Annotated in this window: 11 protein-coding genes; 6 read left to right on the forward strand and 5 right to left on the reverse strand. The window is 57.0% G+C overall.

Features of this window, described 5'->3' with window-relative positions; genetic code table 11:
• Window positions 1–31: 31 nt before the first annotated feature.
• Together DYE40_RS00525 and DYE40_RS00530 are read right to left on the reverse strand one after the other, a co-directional pair.
• Window positions 32–1,273: a restriction endonuclease subunit S gene (locus DYE40_RS00525; RefSeq protein ID WP_115307263.1), complete on the reverse strand. Its 1,242-nt coding sequence runs from the start codon at window positions 1,271–1,273 to the stop codon at window positions 32–34.
• 3 nt (window positions 1,274–1,276) lie between these two features.
• A complete protein-coding gene (locus DYE40_RS00530) occupies window positions 1,277–3,910 on the reverse strand; it encodes a type I restriction-modification system subunit M (protein ID WP_115307264.1) in 2,634 nt (877 codons plus the stop codon).
• A 713-nt stretch (window positions 3,911–4,623) separates the two neighbouring features.
• Between DYE40_RS00530 and DYE40_RS00535 the strand changes: the two genes are divergently transcribed.
• Window positions 4,624–5,304: an MOSC domain-containing protein gene (locus DYE40_RS00535; protein WP_115307265.1), complete on the forward strand. Its 681-nt coding sequence runs from the start codon at window positions 4,624–4,626 to the stop codon at window positions 5,302–5,304.
• Between the two features lie 187 nt (window positions 5,305–5,491).
• Here the strand turns inward: DYE40_RS00535 and mpl are convergent, their stop codons facing one another.
• Complete coding sequence (gene mpl, locus DYE40_RS00540; RefSeq protein WP_115307266.1) at window positions 5,492–6,871, reverse strand: UDP-N-acetylmuramate:L-alanyl-gamma-D-glutamyl-meso-diaminopimelate ligase; 1,380 nt, start codon at window positions 6,869–6,871, stop codon at window positions 5,492–5,494.
• A 147-nt stretch (window positions 6,872–7,018) separates the two neighbouring features.
• Here mpl and ppk2 point away from each other — a divergent pair, with 147 nt between their 5' ends.
• Together ppk2 and DYE40_RS00550 are read left to right on the forward strand one after the other, a co-directional pair.
• A complete protein-coding gene (ppk2, locus tag DYE40_RS00545; protein WP_172461177.1) occupies window positions 7,019–7,882 on the forward strand; it encodes a polyphosphate kinase 2 in 864 nt (287 codons plus the stop codon).
• 129 nt (window positions 7,883–8,011) lie between these two features.
• On the forward strand, window positions 8,012–9,472 hold the full coding sequence (locus tag DYE40_RS00550; protein WP_115307267.1) for an efflux transporter outer membrane subunit: 1,461 nt from the start codon (window positions 8,012–8,014) through the stop codon (window positions 9,470–9,472).
• A 306-nt stretch (window positions 9,473–9,778) separates the two neighbouring features.
• On the opposite strand, the gene DYE40_RS00555 is transcribed toward DYE40_RS00550, so the two are convergent.
• Entirely contained in the window at window positions 9,779–10,630 is an 852-nt protein-coding gene (locus DYE40_RS00555; RefSeq protein ID WP_115307268.1) for a LysR family transcriptional regulator, read from the reverse strand.
• 154 nt (window positions 10,631–10,784) lie between these two features.
• On the opposite strand from DYE40_RS00555, the gene DYE40_RS00560 reads away from it, so the two are divergent.
• On the forward strand, window positions 10,785–11,015 hold the full coding sequence (locus tag DYE40_RS00560) for a DUF2798 domain-containing protein (protein ID WP_115308216.1): 231 nt from the start codon (window positions 10,785–10,787) through the stop codon (window positions 11,013–11,015).
• 122 nt (window positions 11,016–11,137) lie between these two features.
• Here DYE40_RS00560 and argC read toward each other — a convergent pair whose 3' ends face one another.
• On the reverse strand, window positions 11,138–12,193 hold the full coding sequence (gene argC, locus DYE40_RS00565) for an N-acetyl-gamma-glutamyl-phosphate reductase (protein ID WP_115307269.1): 1,056 nt from the start codon (window positions 12,191–12,193) through the stop codon (window positions 11,138–11,140).
• Between the two features lie 238 nt (window positions 12,194–12,431).
• On the opposite strand from argC, the gene panC reads away from it, so the two are divergent.
• Both panC and pip read left to right on the forward strand, forming a co-directional pair.
• Complete coding sequence (gene panC, locus DYE40_RS00570) at window positions 12,432–13,268, forward strand: pantoate--beta-alanine ligase (RefSeq protein WP_115307270.1); 837 nt, start codon at window positions 12,432–12,434, stop codon at window positions 13,266–13,268.
• A 71-nt stretch (window positions 13,269–13,339) separates the two neighbouring features.
• Entirely contained in the window at window positions 13,340–14,278 is a 939-nt protein-coding gene (gene pip, locus DYE40_RS00575; protein WP_115307271.1) for a prolyl aminopeptidase, read from the forward strand.
• Window positions 14,279–14,665: the final 387 nt, after the last annotated feature.

Raw genomic sequence — 14,665 nt, forward strand, 5'->3', positions numbered from 1 at the left:
TATTTTTCAGGCTGCTTTTTTCAGACGGCCTTTACACCAGCATGGCGGCGAGCAGGGCTTTTTTCAGGCGGCCGAGTTTTTCGCATTCCAAGGCTTGCAGGGCGATGGTGTCGTCCAATTGGCGGAAGAAATTGCCGATGGCGGTTTGTTCGGGTTCGGCTGGAATTAAAACATCAATGTCAGAAAACTGCGTTTTATTGACAATATCCATCGTTCCTGAGCCTGCAATTTTTTTCATTTGTACAGACCAAAACTCAGAAAGTGTAAGCAAAAAATAAGGGTTAAAATCTTTTTTGGGAATTAACGCATTAATTTGTTGATTGCAACTTCCCCACGTTTCAATAAGCGTATTTTTCCCAATACTTGCTATACAGGTAACCAAAATTGAATTTGGTGGCAATAGCCTAGCTGTTTTTTTGCCTTTTTCAGATAGTTGTTTTGCTGTCTTTGTTGTAATAGGTTCTTTTATGTCCGTTGGAGTAACCCATAACAAACCGTCATTTTCATAATTATCATTTTCTGACGTTGGCGGCGTATTGCCTGTAATGACTTCTCCTAATTCACCAATCTTCTTCCTTTCCCATTCCCCTGTAAAGCCTTGAAAGCGGAGTTTGGGGGCGGTGTCGCCGTGGGCGGGGAACATTTTGGCGAGCATGGCTTTTTTGAGCTGTCGGTTTTTTTCTAAGCGGGTACGGCTTTCGGCTATGCGGTGGTCAAGTTGGCGGAAGAAATTGCCAATGGCGGTTTGTTCGGGGAGTGTGGGTAGTTTTGTCTCAAATGCCAATAAATTTTTAGTGCTAATTCCAAATACTTTTGTTCCAACTCCAACTACTTTCCCATATTTTTTAAAATTATCAGTGTATAAAAGATAATATAAAAATAGATGGCAAGAATTAGTCGGTCTAAGAGCAATAGTATGCAATCCCGCAACCAGCTTTTCTTCTGGAATGCAATTAACGACTGTAGGAGTTGCAATGCCACTATAATCTTCCGAAGCATCTGCGACCACCAAATCGCCATATTTCAAAAGGTCAAACTCTCCTTTTTTTATATAAGATAACGTTCCTAAATTATCTAGAACGCTTGCTACGCCCTTGTGAATATCACCATAGTGAATATATTTAAATCCCGTTATTTCTTTTGTTTCAACATTCCTAGATAAAGGATAGCTTTTTAAGGGTTCTAATACTTCGCTTAATTTTTGGCTATCCCATTCCCCCGCAAAGCCGTGAAAGCGTAATCGTGGGGCGTGTTTGCTGTCTTGTCCGCTCATCGTTTACCCCTTTGCGTCGTTAGTTAATAAGGCCTGCCATGCGGCTATGCCCTGCATATCAAATTCGTCGCCCGTGAGTTCGTTCATCATCTGGGCAAGGGCGGCGGCACTTTGGCGGCTTTGCTGGCTGATGTGTTGGTAGCTGTCGGCGTATTTGTCGCACAGGGCGGTGAGTTTTTGGCTGAATTCGGTCAGCATGGCACTTGGCAAGGCAAGCAGGGCGTAGGCTAAGGGGGCGAACCATTTTTGCCGCAGCAGATCGAGTGCGTCTTCATCGCTTAGGTTTTCGATGGTCGTTTTGGTGTCGCTGTGCAGTTTGGCACTGTCGGCTTTGATGTCGGCTTTTAGGGTTTTTTCTTCGGCAAGCAGGGCGTGGGCAAGCTGTAATTTCGCGCCAAGGCTGTCTTCGTCAAAGCGGTGGGCGGCGATGGCTTTGGCGAGATCGGCTTTTTTGGCGATGGTTACGCCGTCCGCTTCTAGTTCTTGCTGTAAGGCTTTGGGGATTTCGGCATTGATAAAGCCGTCGCCGTCTTCATTAACGGCAGGGCTGGCTTTGTCTTCTTCGCTTAGGCTCTCTATCAGCGACTGCATTTCGGCACTGATTTCGGCAAGGCGGGTTTCTTTGGCAGTAAGCTGGGCAAGCTGTTCGGGCAGTTTGTGTTTTTGCACCAGTTCAAAGGGCAGGATATGCCCGACCCAGCCGTCTTGGACTTCGGCTTCTTTTTTGGTTTTGCTGTCTTTTTTGATGATCATATTCGGATCGACTTGTTTGATCGCCTGCCTGCCTTCGGTTTGGATCATTTCCAAATCGGCGGCAATGCCTGTGTTGCCGATGGTGTCGGTGTGCCATAGGTCATCGAGTTTTTGATAAGCGGTGTAAAAATCGATGAGCGGCGTGGCGTGCAGTTTTTCTCTGATGTGTTCGGCAAGTGCCTGCTGGGTTTGGGCGATGGGCAGCGTATCCATCGGTGTGATGAGCATATTGTCCAAACACTTGGGCAAATCGGCGAAGTTTTGGGTAAAGGCCGTCTGAAAGGCGGAAATGCTCGGGTGGTTTTGTATAGCGGCTTTGAGCTTGTCGGTTTTGGGCTGTACATAAGGCGTGCCGTTGTCGGCAAAAAGTGCGGCCTGCAAGCCGTCAAAGGCTGTCCAATAGGCGGCAAATTGGGCAAGCTCGGCTTTGGGTATGCCGCCGTGCATGGTGGCGAAAATGTCCCACTGCTCGGGCGCTTCGGCACTATCGACATAGCGGGGTATGTTTAAGTTGTAGCCGTTGTCCATGATTTCGGCTTTGGGCACGCAGCGGGAGAATTTGGGCATTTCTTTACGCTCGGCTACGCAATCGACGATGCGTTTGATGTCGCTCGCCCGCAGATGGTTGTTTTTGCCGACTTTGGCGAAATGCTTGGACGCGTCAATCATCAGCACGTCATCACGCTGCCGCTCTTGACGCAAAACCATGATGATGGTGGGAATGCCCGTGCCGAAAAAGATATTGGCAGGCAGGCCGATGATGGCATCGATGTGGTTGTATTCAATCAGGTTTTTGCGGATTTTTTCTTCTTCGCCACCACGGAACAGCACGCCGTGCGGCAGGACGATAGTCATAATGCCGCTGGGCTTTAGGTGGTACAAATCATGCAGCAAAAAGGCGAAATCGGCTTTGGTCTGCGGGGCAATGCCGAACTTTTTGTAACGCGGGTCGCTTTCTTTGTCTTTGGGATTCCACGGCTGCGAATAAGGCGGATTGGAGACGACTGCGTCCAGATACAGCGGCTCGCCTTCGAGCGGCCAGTCGTCTTCGAGGGTGTCGGCGTTGCGGGTAAAAATATTGCTCGGCAAAATCCCACGCATGACGAGGTTCATGCGGGTAAGGTTGTAGGTGTTTTCTTTGAGCTCTTGGGCGTAGTATCTAATGCTGTTGGTTTTTTTTAAGTGCTTGGCAACGCTGTGGCCGATGTTGATCAAGAGCGAACCCGAGCCGCTGGTGGGGTCGTAAATGCTGATTTCGTCATAGTCTTTGAGATGGTCGGCAACGATTTCCGACATGAGCAGCGAGACTTCGTGCGGCGTGTAAAACTCGCCCGCTTTTTTGCCGGCATTGGCGGCAAACATACCGATAAGGTATTCATATATAAAGCCCAATACGTCATAGCCCTGTTTGCCGTCCATGGGAATGTCTTTGATCAGTTCAAACAGGTCTTTGACGGCGGTGGTTTGGCTGGCGGCGGTATCGCCCAGTTTGCTCAAGCCCGATTCGAGTGTTTTAAAAATGCCGTCAAACACGGCAGCGTAGTTTGGTGCGATATTGCGGCCAAAGGCACTCATGGCCGTGCGGACATGGGCAATGTTGAAATCCGAGCCTTGCGACAGCCAAGTGGAAAACAGGTGTTCGTAACCGATGAAATAGCCGATATTTTCTTTAATAAAGCCGACCAATTCGCCCTCTTCGGTAAGCTTGGTGGCAAATTCCGCGCGTTCCAGCTCCTCTTTGATGACGAATTTTTCCAGCTTGTCGGATAAGAATTTATAAAAAATAAAGCCCAAAATATAGTCTTTATATTCGTTGGCTTCGATTTTGGAACGCATTTTGTTTGCCGATTGCCAGATTTTGGCGGCGAGCTGTTGTTTGTTCATGGATTGCCTTGTGCTGGATTTGAAATGTTGCAGATATAATATGATGTTTATTATAGCAATTTTTTGGCTGTAATGTATGTGTAATATCGGCACAGCTTGATGGATTGTCTGCAAAATCGGGGATGGCTTGGCGGTTAAGGCTGCAAACAGGCGGATTTTGACGTAGTTTGGTGTTTTTGGAAATGCGGACGGTGTCGGATATGAGTATCCGAGCTACGTTTTTTCAGACGGCCATAACCACACTTAAATAAGCCATTAAAATCAATTAAAATAATAAGCCATTCACATTCAACAAGATAAAACATCTTTCAGGCAGGGTAGGCTAAAACCCACCAAGATTGGACGCCTTGCAAAATAATGAAAAATCAACATGATAGTTTTGCCTTTGTGATTTCATCTCGCCCGAAGGCAAGGCGAACCCGAAGCGGCAGACGAAAAACATTTGCCGAGCTTGTCATCGGCGTAGGCACGCTGCTAAGCGGACAAGACATTCTGACCGCCTACCAAAGCGGCTGGGCGGAATTTATCGCCCTTGGCAAAGCGGTCATGCCAACCGTGCGGATTGTAGTGGAGCAAAACAGCGGGGCAGCTTGGATTGTCAAACCCGGCCAATCTTGCCATGATTCAGAACCCGTCGGGCTGTCAACCCAAGCTAAGCCGACGGGTAACACAAAAAGCAGCCTGAAAGACGCAAACACAACAAAGGAAATCCCATGGCCGTTATCGCCCAAATCCGACAAATCCGCATCGGGCAGCCCGAACACTTTGCCCGAGGCCAAAAAAGTGCGATTAACAAGCAGCCCGTATGCGGCAAAACCGCCGTTACGCCCACCGGCTTGGCGGGCGACGGCGTGGGCGACCCCCGTTTTCACGGCGGCGCGGACAAAGCGGTGCATGTTTACGCGCTGCACCATTACGACGCTTGGCGGCGCGAACTGCCCGACGCGGCCAATATGCGGGCGGGCGGCTTCGGCGAGAATTTCTGTATCGAGGGTGCGGACGAAAATTCGGTCTGCATCGGCGACGAATGGCAGATTGGTACGGCACGTTTTGCCGTCAGCCAGGGGCGGCAGCCGTGCTGGAAGCTGAACGAGCGTTTTTCCGTGGCGGATATGTCGCTGCGCGTGCAGCAGAGTTTGCGCTGCGGCTGGTATCTGCGGGTGTTGGCGGCGGGGGAAGTGGAGGCAGGCGGCGATGTGCGCCTCTTGGCGCGTCCGTTTCCCGAATGGTCTGTGGCGCGTGTGCTGGCTTTAATCGCCCGGGGCTGTTGCGCGGCGGACGAAATGCGCGAAGTGCTGCGGCTGCCCCTTCCCGAATCGTGGGCAAACCTGTTTGCGCGGCGGCTTGAAACGGGCGTATGCGAAGATTGGGACAGGCGGCTGTTTGGGGGATAAATGGGGGATGGAGCGGCATGAGGCCGTCTGAAAACAGGGACGGTTCCCGAACGGATTTGGCGGAACAAAATAAAAAATCTGCGGCTTGGTATCTGTTCTATTTTTATCATTTTCCATCCGCCCGATAAAGCGGACAGGCCGTCTGAAAACATTTTCAGACGGCCTTTTTATTTGTTTTCCTTTAATTTTAATTTTGCAAGGCTGCCAGCATCCTGCCGTGGATGCCGCCGAAGCCGCCGTTGCTCATCACTAAAATATGGTCGCCGCTGCGGGCGTTTTTGGCGATTTCGGCAACGAAGGCATCAAAATCGCTGCCGACGTGCAGTTTGTTGCCCAACGGGGCAAGGGCGGCGGCCACGTCCCAATCCACGCCGCCCGCATAGCAGAACACTTGGTCGGCTTCGGCCAGGCTTGCGGGTAGGGCGGTTTTCATCGTGCCGAGCTTCATGGTGTTGGAACGCGGCTCGAGCACGGCCAGAATCCTTGCGCTGCCGACGCGCTGGCGCAGGCCGCCGACGGTGGCGGCGATGGCGGTGGGGTGGTGGGCGAAATCGTCATATACGGTGATGCCGTTTACCCGGCCTTTGGTTTCCATGCGCCGCTTCACGCTTTCAAACGCGCCCAAAGCCTCACAGGCCGTCTGAACGTCCACTCCGGCGTGGCGGGCGGCGGCAATGGCGGCCAGCGCGTTCATGCGGTTGTGTCCGCCCATCAGATTCCATGCGATGTGTCCGGCTTTTTTGCCTTGGAATAACACGTCGAACGCGCCGCCGTCGGATACGTCGCCCACCTGCCAGCCCTCGGGCGTGCCGAAGGTTTCCACGGGTGTCCAGCAGCCTTTTGCCAGCGTGTCTTGCAGATTTTGTCCGCAGCCGTTGGCGGCAATCAGGCCGTCTGAAGGAATGGTGCGCACGAGATGGTGAAACTGGGTTTGAATCGCGGCCAGGTCGGGGAAGATGTCGGCGTGGTCGTATTCGAGATTGTTCAACACGGCCGTGCGCGGGCGGTAGTGGACGAATTTGGAGCGTTTGTCGAAAAAGGCGGTGTCGTATTCGTCGGCCTCAATCACGAAAAACGGCGATTTGGAATGCGGGTCTTGGCGCGGCACACCGGGCAGGCGGGCGGACACGCCGAAATTTTCCGGCACGCCGCCGATGAGAAAGCCGGGCGCGAGCCCCGCGTATTCCAATATCCACGCGATCATCGAAGCTGTGGTGGTCTTGCCGTGCGTGCCGGCCACGGCGAGCACCCAATATTTGCGCAGCACGTTTTCCGCCAGCCATTGCGGGCCGGATGTGTAGGGCAGGCCTTTGTTCAATACTGTCTCCACCACTTCCATGCCGCGCTTGGCCACGTTGCCGATTACATACATATCGGCCGGATATTGTTTCAACTGTGCCGCATCGAAGCCTTCGTGCACGTCTATGCCCAAGGCTTCGAGCTGGGTGCTCATCGGCGGATACATTTTTGCGTCGCAGCCGCTGACGGTGTAGCCCGCTTCTTTGGCAATCGCGGCCAGGCCGCCCATAAAAGTGCCGCCGATGCCGATAATGTGGATGTGTTTCATGCTGGTGTTTCCGAAAACAAAAAATACAGCCGCGCATTATAAGCGAAACCCGCCCCGATGATTTTCCGCCGCGTCCGCCCCTCTGCGGATATGGTATAGTCCGCTTCCTTTACCGACAGCCCGAAACGGCGGGCAGGGAGCAGAAAAATGGTTAAAAAAACAGGTACAAAGCACAAAATCAGCCTGAAAGCCTATCTGAAAGAGCTGAAAACCCTCCACGGCGAACTGGTTGCCCTGCAACGCTGGGTGCAGCATGAAGGGCTGAAAGTGTGCATCATCTTTGAAGGGCGCGACGGCGCGGGCAAGGGCGGCACCATCAAAGCCATCACCGAGCGCGTCAGCCCGCGCGTCTTCCGCACCGTTGCGCTGCCCACCCCCAGCGAGCGCGAGAAAAGCCAGATTTACCTGCAACGCTATGTGCCGCACCTGCCCGCCGCCGGCGAAGTGGTGATTTTCGACCGGAGCTGGTACAACCGCGCCGGCGTGGAGCGCGTGATGGGTTTTTGCAGCGAAGAAGACACCCGCAAATTCCTCTCCATCATGCCCTTTTTTGAAAAAGCCCTGATCGACAGCGGCATCATCCTGCTGAAATACTGGCTGGAAATCGACATGGACGAGCAGGAACGCCGTCTGAAAAACCGTATTGCCGACCCGCGCAAAGTATGGAAACTCTCGCCGATGGACATCGAATCCTACCGCCGCTGGGACGACTACTCCCAAGCCCGCGACGAAATGCTCGCCGCCACCGACACTTCCTGGTCGCCCTGGTTTGTGGCCGACAGCAACGACAAGCGCACCGCCCGCCTCAACATCATCCGCCACATCCTCGCCCAAATTCCCTACCAGCACCTGCCCGTACCCGAAGTAGACTTTCCCGCCCGCAAAAAAAACAAAACCGGCCGCGAACACAAAAACAGCCGCCGCATGGTGGCCGACTACTACGGAGAACCGGCGGCCCGGGAGGCGGACAAAGGCAAAGACGCAGGCGCAAAAGACAAAAAGGCCGTCTGAAAACAGCCCCGTCCGCCCCGCAGGGTGTATCACCCAAGCAGCGCACGCGCTTGGTTTTCAGACGGCCTTTTCGCTTTACCCTTTTTTCAGACGGCCTCATGCGGCCGCCGACCAATTCAAGGAAAAACCATGTCCCACACACTCGGCAAACCCCTTGCCGCCGCCCTCATGGCTGCCTGCATCCTCTCCGCCTGCCGCAGCACGGACATCGACCTGTCCGGCCGTGTTCCCGTGCCGCAGAGTTTCGGCCAAAACCAAGCCGCACAAGGCAGCGGCAACGTCGCCCGCTGGTGGCAGAACTGGCACGACCCCGTACTGTCCGCCCTGATCGAACGCGCCTTGCAGCAAAACCTCGACATTCTGGCCGCCCGCAGCCGGCTGGCCGAAGCCCGCGAGCAGGCCGCACTCGCCCGCGCCGACCTCGGCCCCACCTCCGGCCTGTCCGCCTCCGTTTCCGCCGGCAAAAGCCGCCTCGACAACCCGATCGGTGCCGACGGCCGCAACGCCCTTTCCCGCCTGCCGCAGGCTTCCTCCCTTGCCGATGACAAAATCGGCGGGCGCAGCCAAAGCGCACTTGCCGGCGTGTCCGCCTCGTGGGAAGCCGACATCTTCGGCCGCAAACGCAGCGATGCCGATGCCGCCCGCTATGCCGCCCTCGGACAACAGGAACAGCTCTACGGCACGCAGCTTCTCGTGGCCGGCGACATAGCCGGCAACTACTTCCAAGCCCGCGCGGCAGAAGGCCGCTTGCAAACCGCCGCCCGCAGCACCGCCGCCCTGCAAAAAATGCTGCGCTACACCGAAGCCCGCTTCGCCGCCGGCCACGCCACCGCCTACGACGTGGAACAAGCCCGCGCCGCCCTGTCCGCCATGCAGGCCAAACACAGCACCATCGAAGCCGAACGCGCCGTCTATGTCCGCAATATCGCCGTCCTCAGCGGCCAAGTGCCGCAGGGCTATGTCCTGCCCGACAGCCCCGCCGACCCGCTGGCAAACCGCCCTGCCGCCCCCTCGGGTCAAACGCCGCAGGGCATGATCGAACGCCGCCCCGACATCCGCGCCAATGCCGCCCAAGTCCGCGCCTACGCCGCCCGTCTCGCTTCCGCCAAAGCCGACCTGCTGCCCCGTTTTACCATCAGCTTCATGGGGCGGGACGGCCGCATCGAACTCGACGGCGACAGCGTGTTGAAAGGATGGAGCAGCATGCTTTCGCTGGGCATCCAAGTCCCCCTCTTTACCAACGGCCGCATACAAGCCAATATCCGCGCCGCCGCCGCACGCCTGCAAACCGCCCTGCTGCGCTACGACCAAGTGCTGCTGACCGCGCTGGGCGAAGCCGATTCCGCCTACCAGATGCACACCGCGCTCGCCCGCCAAACCGCCCTGCTGCAAAGCGCGGAGCGCGCATCCGCCAAACAGGCCGCCGACGCGCAGGGCTTGTTCCGCTACGGCAAAATCACCCTCGATCAGGCATTGCGTGCCGAAATCTCCGCGCAAGACGCACGGGAAAACCTCATCCGCTCGCAACTGGCCGGCGCACAGGCCGCCGTCGCGCTCTACAAAGCCCTCGGCGGCGGCTGGACGGAGTAGGGCGGCACGGCGTTCCCAACGGGAACAGGCCGTCTGAAAACGCAAACTGCGGATTTTCAGACGGCCTGTTTGTATTTTGCAGAACGCGTGCGTCGCCGGGCGACACACCCTACGTTCGGTATCGGCAGAAGGAGGTAAAACGGCAAGCCGCCTGCTTATCCTCGTGCAGACAGAGACGGAATCTCTGTCATCAGGTAGGGTGTGTCGCCTAAGCGACGCACGCGTTTGTCGTGTCCCAATGCCTGTTTGCCGATAAAGATACGAAAGGCCGTCTGAAACCAAGCAACGTGATTTCAGACGGCCTGTCTATTTTGCCAATACTTCGGTTAAGAAATCCGCTACGGCGCGGATTTTGGGCGAGCGGCGCACATCTTCGTGCATCACCAAATAAATGTCGGCGGCAAATTCTTCCGGTTGCGCCGCATCGTCGTTCAAACTGATTTGCACAAAATTATCCGGCGGCAAAACGTAAAAATCGGGCAGCCAGCCGATGCCTGTTTGGGCTGCTATGGCAGCTTTGATAACATCGAAATCGTTGCAGGCGAGAATAATGCGGCGGTGTGCCAGCCGCTCCGCCGCCCAAAGGCTGTGTCTGCCGTGGGCGGTAAAATGGCAATACGCCCGCTTGTGCGGCGGACAGTTTGCCAGATAAGCGGCGTGGGCGTAGAAGCGGTAAAAAACGGGGCGCAGGCGGCGGACGGCAAGGTCGTTTTGCTGCGGGCGGACAATACGCAGGGCAATGTCGGCCTGGCGTTCGTGCAGATTGCTAAGCTGCGCATCGCTTTGCAGCACAAGGCGGATATGGGTGTGGCGGCGGGCAAATTCGGGAAAACGGGGCATCAGCAGGCCTTTGAGCACCAGCGGCGGCGCGGAAACCACTACTTCCGCCACGGCTTCGCGCTGCTCCTGCGCGGTGCGCAGCAATGTGTCCATGCCGACTGCGATTTCCCGCACTTGCGCGTGGATGCGCGCACCCTCGCCGGTAAGCAGATAGCGGCGGCCTATGCGGTCAAACAGGCGCAGCCCGAGCGTTTGCTCCAAGCGGGCAATGCGTCGGGCGATGGTGCTGTGTTGCACGCCCAGCGTTTCGGCTGCTGCGGTCAGCGTTTGTTTTTCTACGAGTATGTTGAAATAGAGCAAGTCGTCCCAGTTGTTCATTGTGTTCTTTCGTGGTTTGGACAGCCCTGAAAACAGGGTGGGGGAGGCGGGATTTTTTGTGCAATTATCGCCAATATCGGATGGTTTTTCGTATTTTAATGGATTGATGCACAGATTAAACTATGGCTTTGATGTTGTTTCCAACGGAGATACGGTGAAAAAATTGCCTAAAAAATACGCAGGTGTGCTGTTTTCGTTTTACGCTTCGGCGATTATGGTATTGATTGTGAGCGGCGTGCTGGTTGCGCTGAATACGGGTTTGGACGCGGGCTATGCGGCGCGGTGGGCAAAATCTTATCTGATTACCTGGCCCGTTGCTTTTGCCAGCCTGCTGCTGGTGCGCCCGCTGGTGGTGAAACTGGTGGCAATGGGGGTGGCGGAATAACAGGCAGGCGCAGCGGCGGCTTGGTCTTTTTTCTATTTTGTCCCGCTGCAATTTGTCCGGCTGCAAACGCAACAGGCCGTCTGAAAAGATTGTTTTCAGACGGCCTGTTGCGTATCGGCGGCTTAGGGCAGCAGGGCGGCTTGGCGCAGGCCTTCGGTTTCGTCGAAGCCGAACATCAAGTTCATATTCTGCACCGCCTGTCCCGCCGCGCCTTTGACGAGGTTGTCCTGTACGCTCATCAGTATCCATATGTCGGTATCGGGGGCTTGCTGCACGGCGATACGGCAGACGTTCGCGCCGCGCACGCTGCGGGTTTCGGGTATTTTTCCGGCAGGCAGGACATCGGCAAAGGGGCTTTCGCGGTAGGCGGCTTCCAACAGGGCCTGCGGGTCGGTTCCGTCTTTGAGGCGGACGTACAGCGTGGCTTCCATGCCGCGTATCATCGGTGTGAGATGGGGAACGAACACCAGCCCTGCGGCCACGCCTTCTTGCAGGGCGGCAATGGTTTGGCGGATTTCGGGCAGATGGCGGTGGCCGGACACGCCGTAGGCTTTGAAGTTGTCGGCGGCTTCGCCGAAAAGGGTGTTTACCGCCGCTTTGCGTCCCGCGCCGGACACGCCGGATTTGCAGTCGGCAATCAGCGGCATCCCTTCGCGCAACGCGCCTGCCCGCAGCAGCGGCAGCAGGGCGAGGGAAACGCAGGTGGGGTAGCAGCCGGGGTTGGCGACAAGCTGCGCGGCGGCAATTTCCGTGCGCCGCCATTCGGTCAGGCCGTACACGGCTTTTGCCGCCCATTCGGGGCTTTCGTGCTTCATGCCGTACCATTTTTCCCATTGGGCCAGGTCTTGCAGGCGGAAGTCGGCGGAAAGATCGACAACGCGCACGCCTTGCGCCAAGAGGGCGGGGGCTTCCTTCATCGCCACGCCGTTGGGGGTGGCGAAAAACACTATGTCGCATCCGGCGAGCGGCGCGTCTTCGGGCGCGCAAAATGCCAGATCGTATACGCCGCGCAGGCTGGGGAAATAGTCGGCAAGCCGCACGCCCGCTTCGCTGCGGCTGGTTACGGCGGCCACTTGCGCATACGGGTGGCCGGCCAGCAGGCGCAGCAGCTCCACGCCGGTATAGCCGGTGGCACCGACGATACCGGCTTTGATTTTTTTCGGATTGGTGTTGTCCATAGCATGACTCCTTGCGGGAAAGGCGGGAAGTGTAAACCCTTTCTTTACATAGCGAAAGGCCGTCTGAAAAAGGCGCAGAGCCGTCTGCAACGGTGGCGCGGGGCTTTGCAGACGGCGGGCGCGGCGTATAATCCGCGCCTTTGCGGTATGGCGGACGCGGCCGAAAGCCGCCGTTCCGAAGGCGGGAATTTCCCGCACAGGCCGTCTGAAAACACATTTTATTGGAAGGAAACACAGCGTGAACATCATCCACACCGTCGGCGCGTTGCGCGCTTGGCGCAAAACCGCCGGCACAACGGCCTTTGTGCCGACTATGGGCAATCTGCACGAAGGCCATCTGGCTCTGGTGCGCGAGGCGAAGAAGCGGGCGGACAAGGTGGTTGTCAGCATTTTCGTCAACCGCCTGCAATTCGGCCAGGGCGAAGATTTCGACCGCTACCCGCGCACCCTGCACCAAGACGCGGAAAAACTCGCAGGCGAGGGCGTGGCGGCCTTGTTCGCCCCCGACGAGCGCGCGCTTTACCCCAATGTGGAGCAGCGTTACAACATCGAGCCGCCGCATCTGCAAAACGAACTCTGCGGAAAATTCCGCCCCGGCCATTTCCGCGGTGTCGCCACCGTGGTCGCCAAACTCTTCAACATCGTACAGCCCGATTTTGCCTGCTTCGGCAAAAAAGACTACCAGCAGCTTGCCATAATCAAAGGCCTTGTCGAGGATTTGGACTTTCCCGTCGAAATCGTCCCCGTCGATACCGGCCGCGCCGCCGACGGACTTGCCCTGTCGAGCCGCAACCAGTATTTGAACGCGGCCGAACGCGCCGAAGCCCCGCGCCTCTACCGCGAGCTGCAAACCATCGCCGCAGCCCTGCGCGGCGGCGATCTGGCCTACGCCGAATTGGAAGCAGCCGCCGTGCGCAAGCTGCAACAGGCGGGCTGGGTGGCGGACTACGTCGAAATCCGCCGCGCCGGCACGCTGGACACCGCCCACGCGGGCGACAAACAGCTCGTCGTCCTCGCTGCCGCACGGCTGGGCAACACCCGTCTGATCGACAATATCGAAGTGTCTTTGGACTGACGCGCCGTATCGGCCGCCCGCCCTGTTTTCAGACGGCCTCAAAGCCAACCCGCCCCACAAGGAAACCCCCGATGTATCCGATTCGAGAACCTTTGCGCAGCGGCCTGCTGCCAGTATCCGATCTGCACCAAATCTACTGGGAAGAAAGCGGCAAGCCCGACGGCATCCCCGTCATCTTCCTGCACGGCGGCCCGGGTGCGGGCGCATCGCCGCAATGCCGGGGTTTTTTCAACCCCGAAAAATACCGCATCGTCATCATCGACCAGCGCGGCTGCGGACGCTCGCAGCCTTACGCCGAAACCCGCGACAACACCACTTGGGATTTGGTGGCCGATATCGAGAAAGTGCGCGAAATGCTCGGCATCGAAAGCTGGCTGGTGTTCGGCGGCTCGTGGGGCAGCACCCTGTCGCTGGCCTACGCCGAAACCCATGCCGAACGCGTGCGCGGCCTGATTCTGCGCGGCATCTTCCTCTGCCGCCAATTTGAAATCGACTGGCTGAACGAAGAAGGCGGCGCGAGCATGGTTTACCCCGAACAATGGCAGCGTTATCTCGCCCCCATCCCGAGCGGACAGCGCGGCCAACTGATACGGAGCTACCACGCCCTGCTCAACTCGTCCGACCGCGCCGCCGCACTCGATGCCGCCAAAGCCTGGGCCGACTGGGAAAACTACCTCGTGCGCTTCGAGCCGCAGGAAAGCGACGAAGACCCCGAAGCCTCGCTGGCCATCGCCCGTTTGGAAAACCATTATTTCGTCCATCTGGGCTGGTTCGGCCAAGGGCGCGGCATTTTGGAAAACGTGAACAAAATCCGCCACATCCCCACCGTTATCGTGCAGGGACGCTACGATTTGTGCACGCCCGCCCGCAGCGCGTGGGACTTGAAACAGGCGTTTCCCGAAGCCGATTTGCGCATCGTACAAGGCGGCCACTCGGCCTTCGAGCAGGCCGTATCCGCCGCGCTGGTGCAGGCCGCCGACGAATTTGCCGCACGGCACGCAGGCATCTGATAAGCAGAATGCGCCCGTTCCCAGCGTTCAAACAACAGGCCGTCTGAAAAGCGTTAAACAAGGGTTTTCAGACGGCCTCTGCCGCTAATGTAGTGTATGCCGCACAGCGACGCACGCGTTCTTTGTTTTGCAACTATTCTGAAACCGCGTGCGTGGCTGCGCCACACCCCCTACCTTGACGGATTGCGTCTCCGTCTGCATAAGGATAAGCAGGCGGCTTGCCGTTTTACCTCCTCCTGCCGATACCGAACGTAGGGTGTGTCGCCCGGCGACGCACGCGTTCTGCAAAATACAAACAGGCCGTCTGAAAACGCAGACTGCGGATTTTCAGACGGCCTTTCGTATCTTTTTACCGGCAAACAGGCGTTGGGACACGATAAACGCGTG

Origin of the sequence: Kingella potus (genome assembly GCF_900451175.1) — a bacterium.
GTDB classification, from domain to species: Bacteria; Pseudomonadota; Gammaproteobacteria; order Burkholderiales; family Neisseriaceae; genus Neisseria; species Neisseria potus.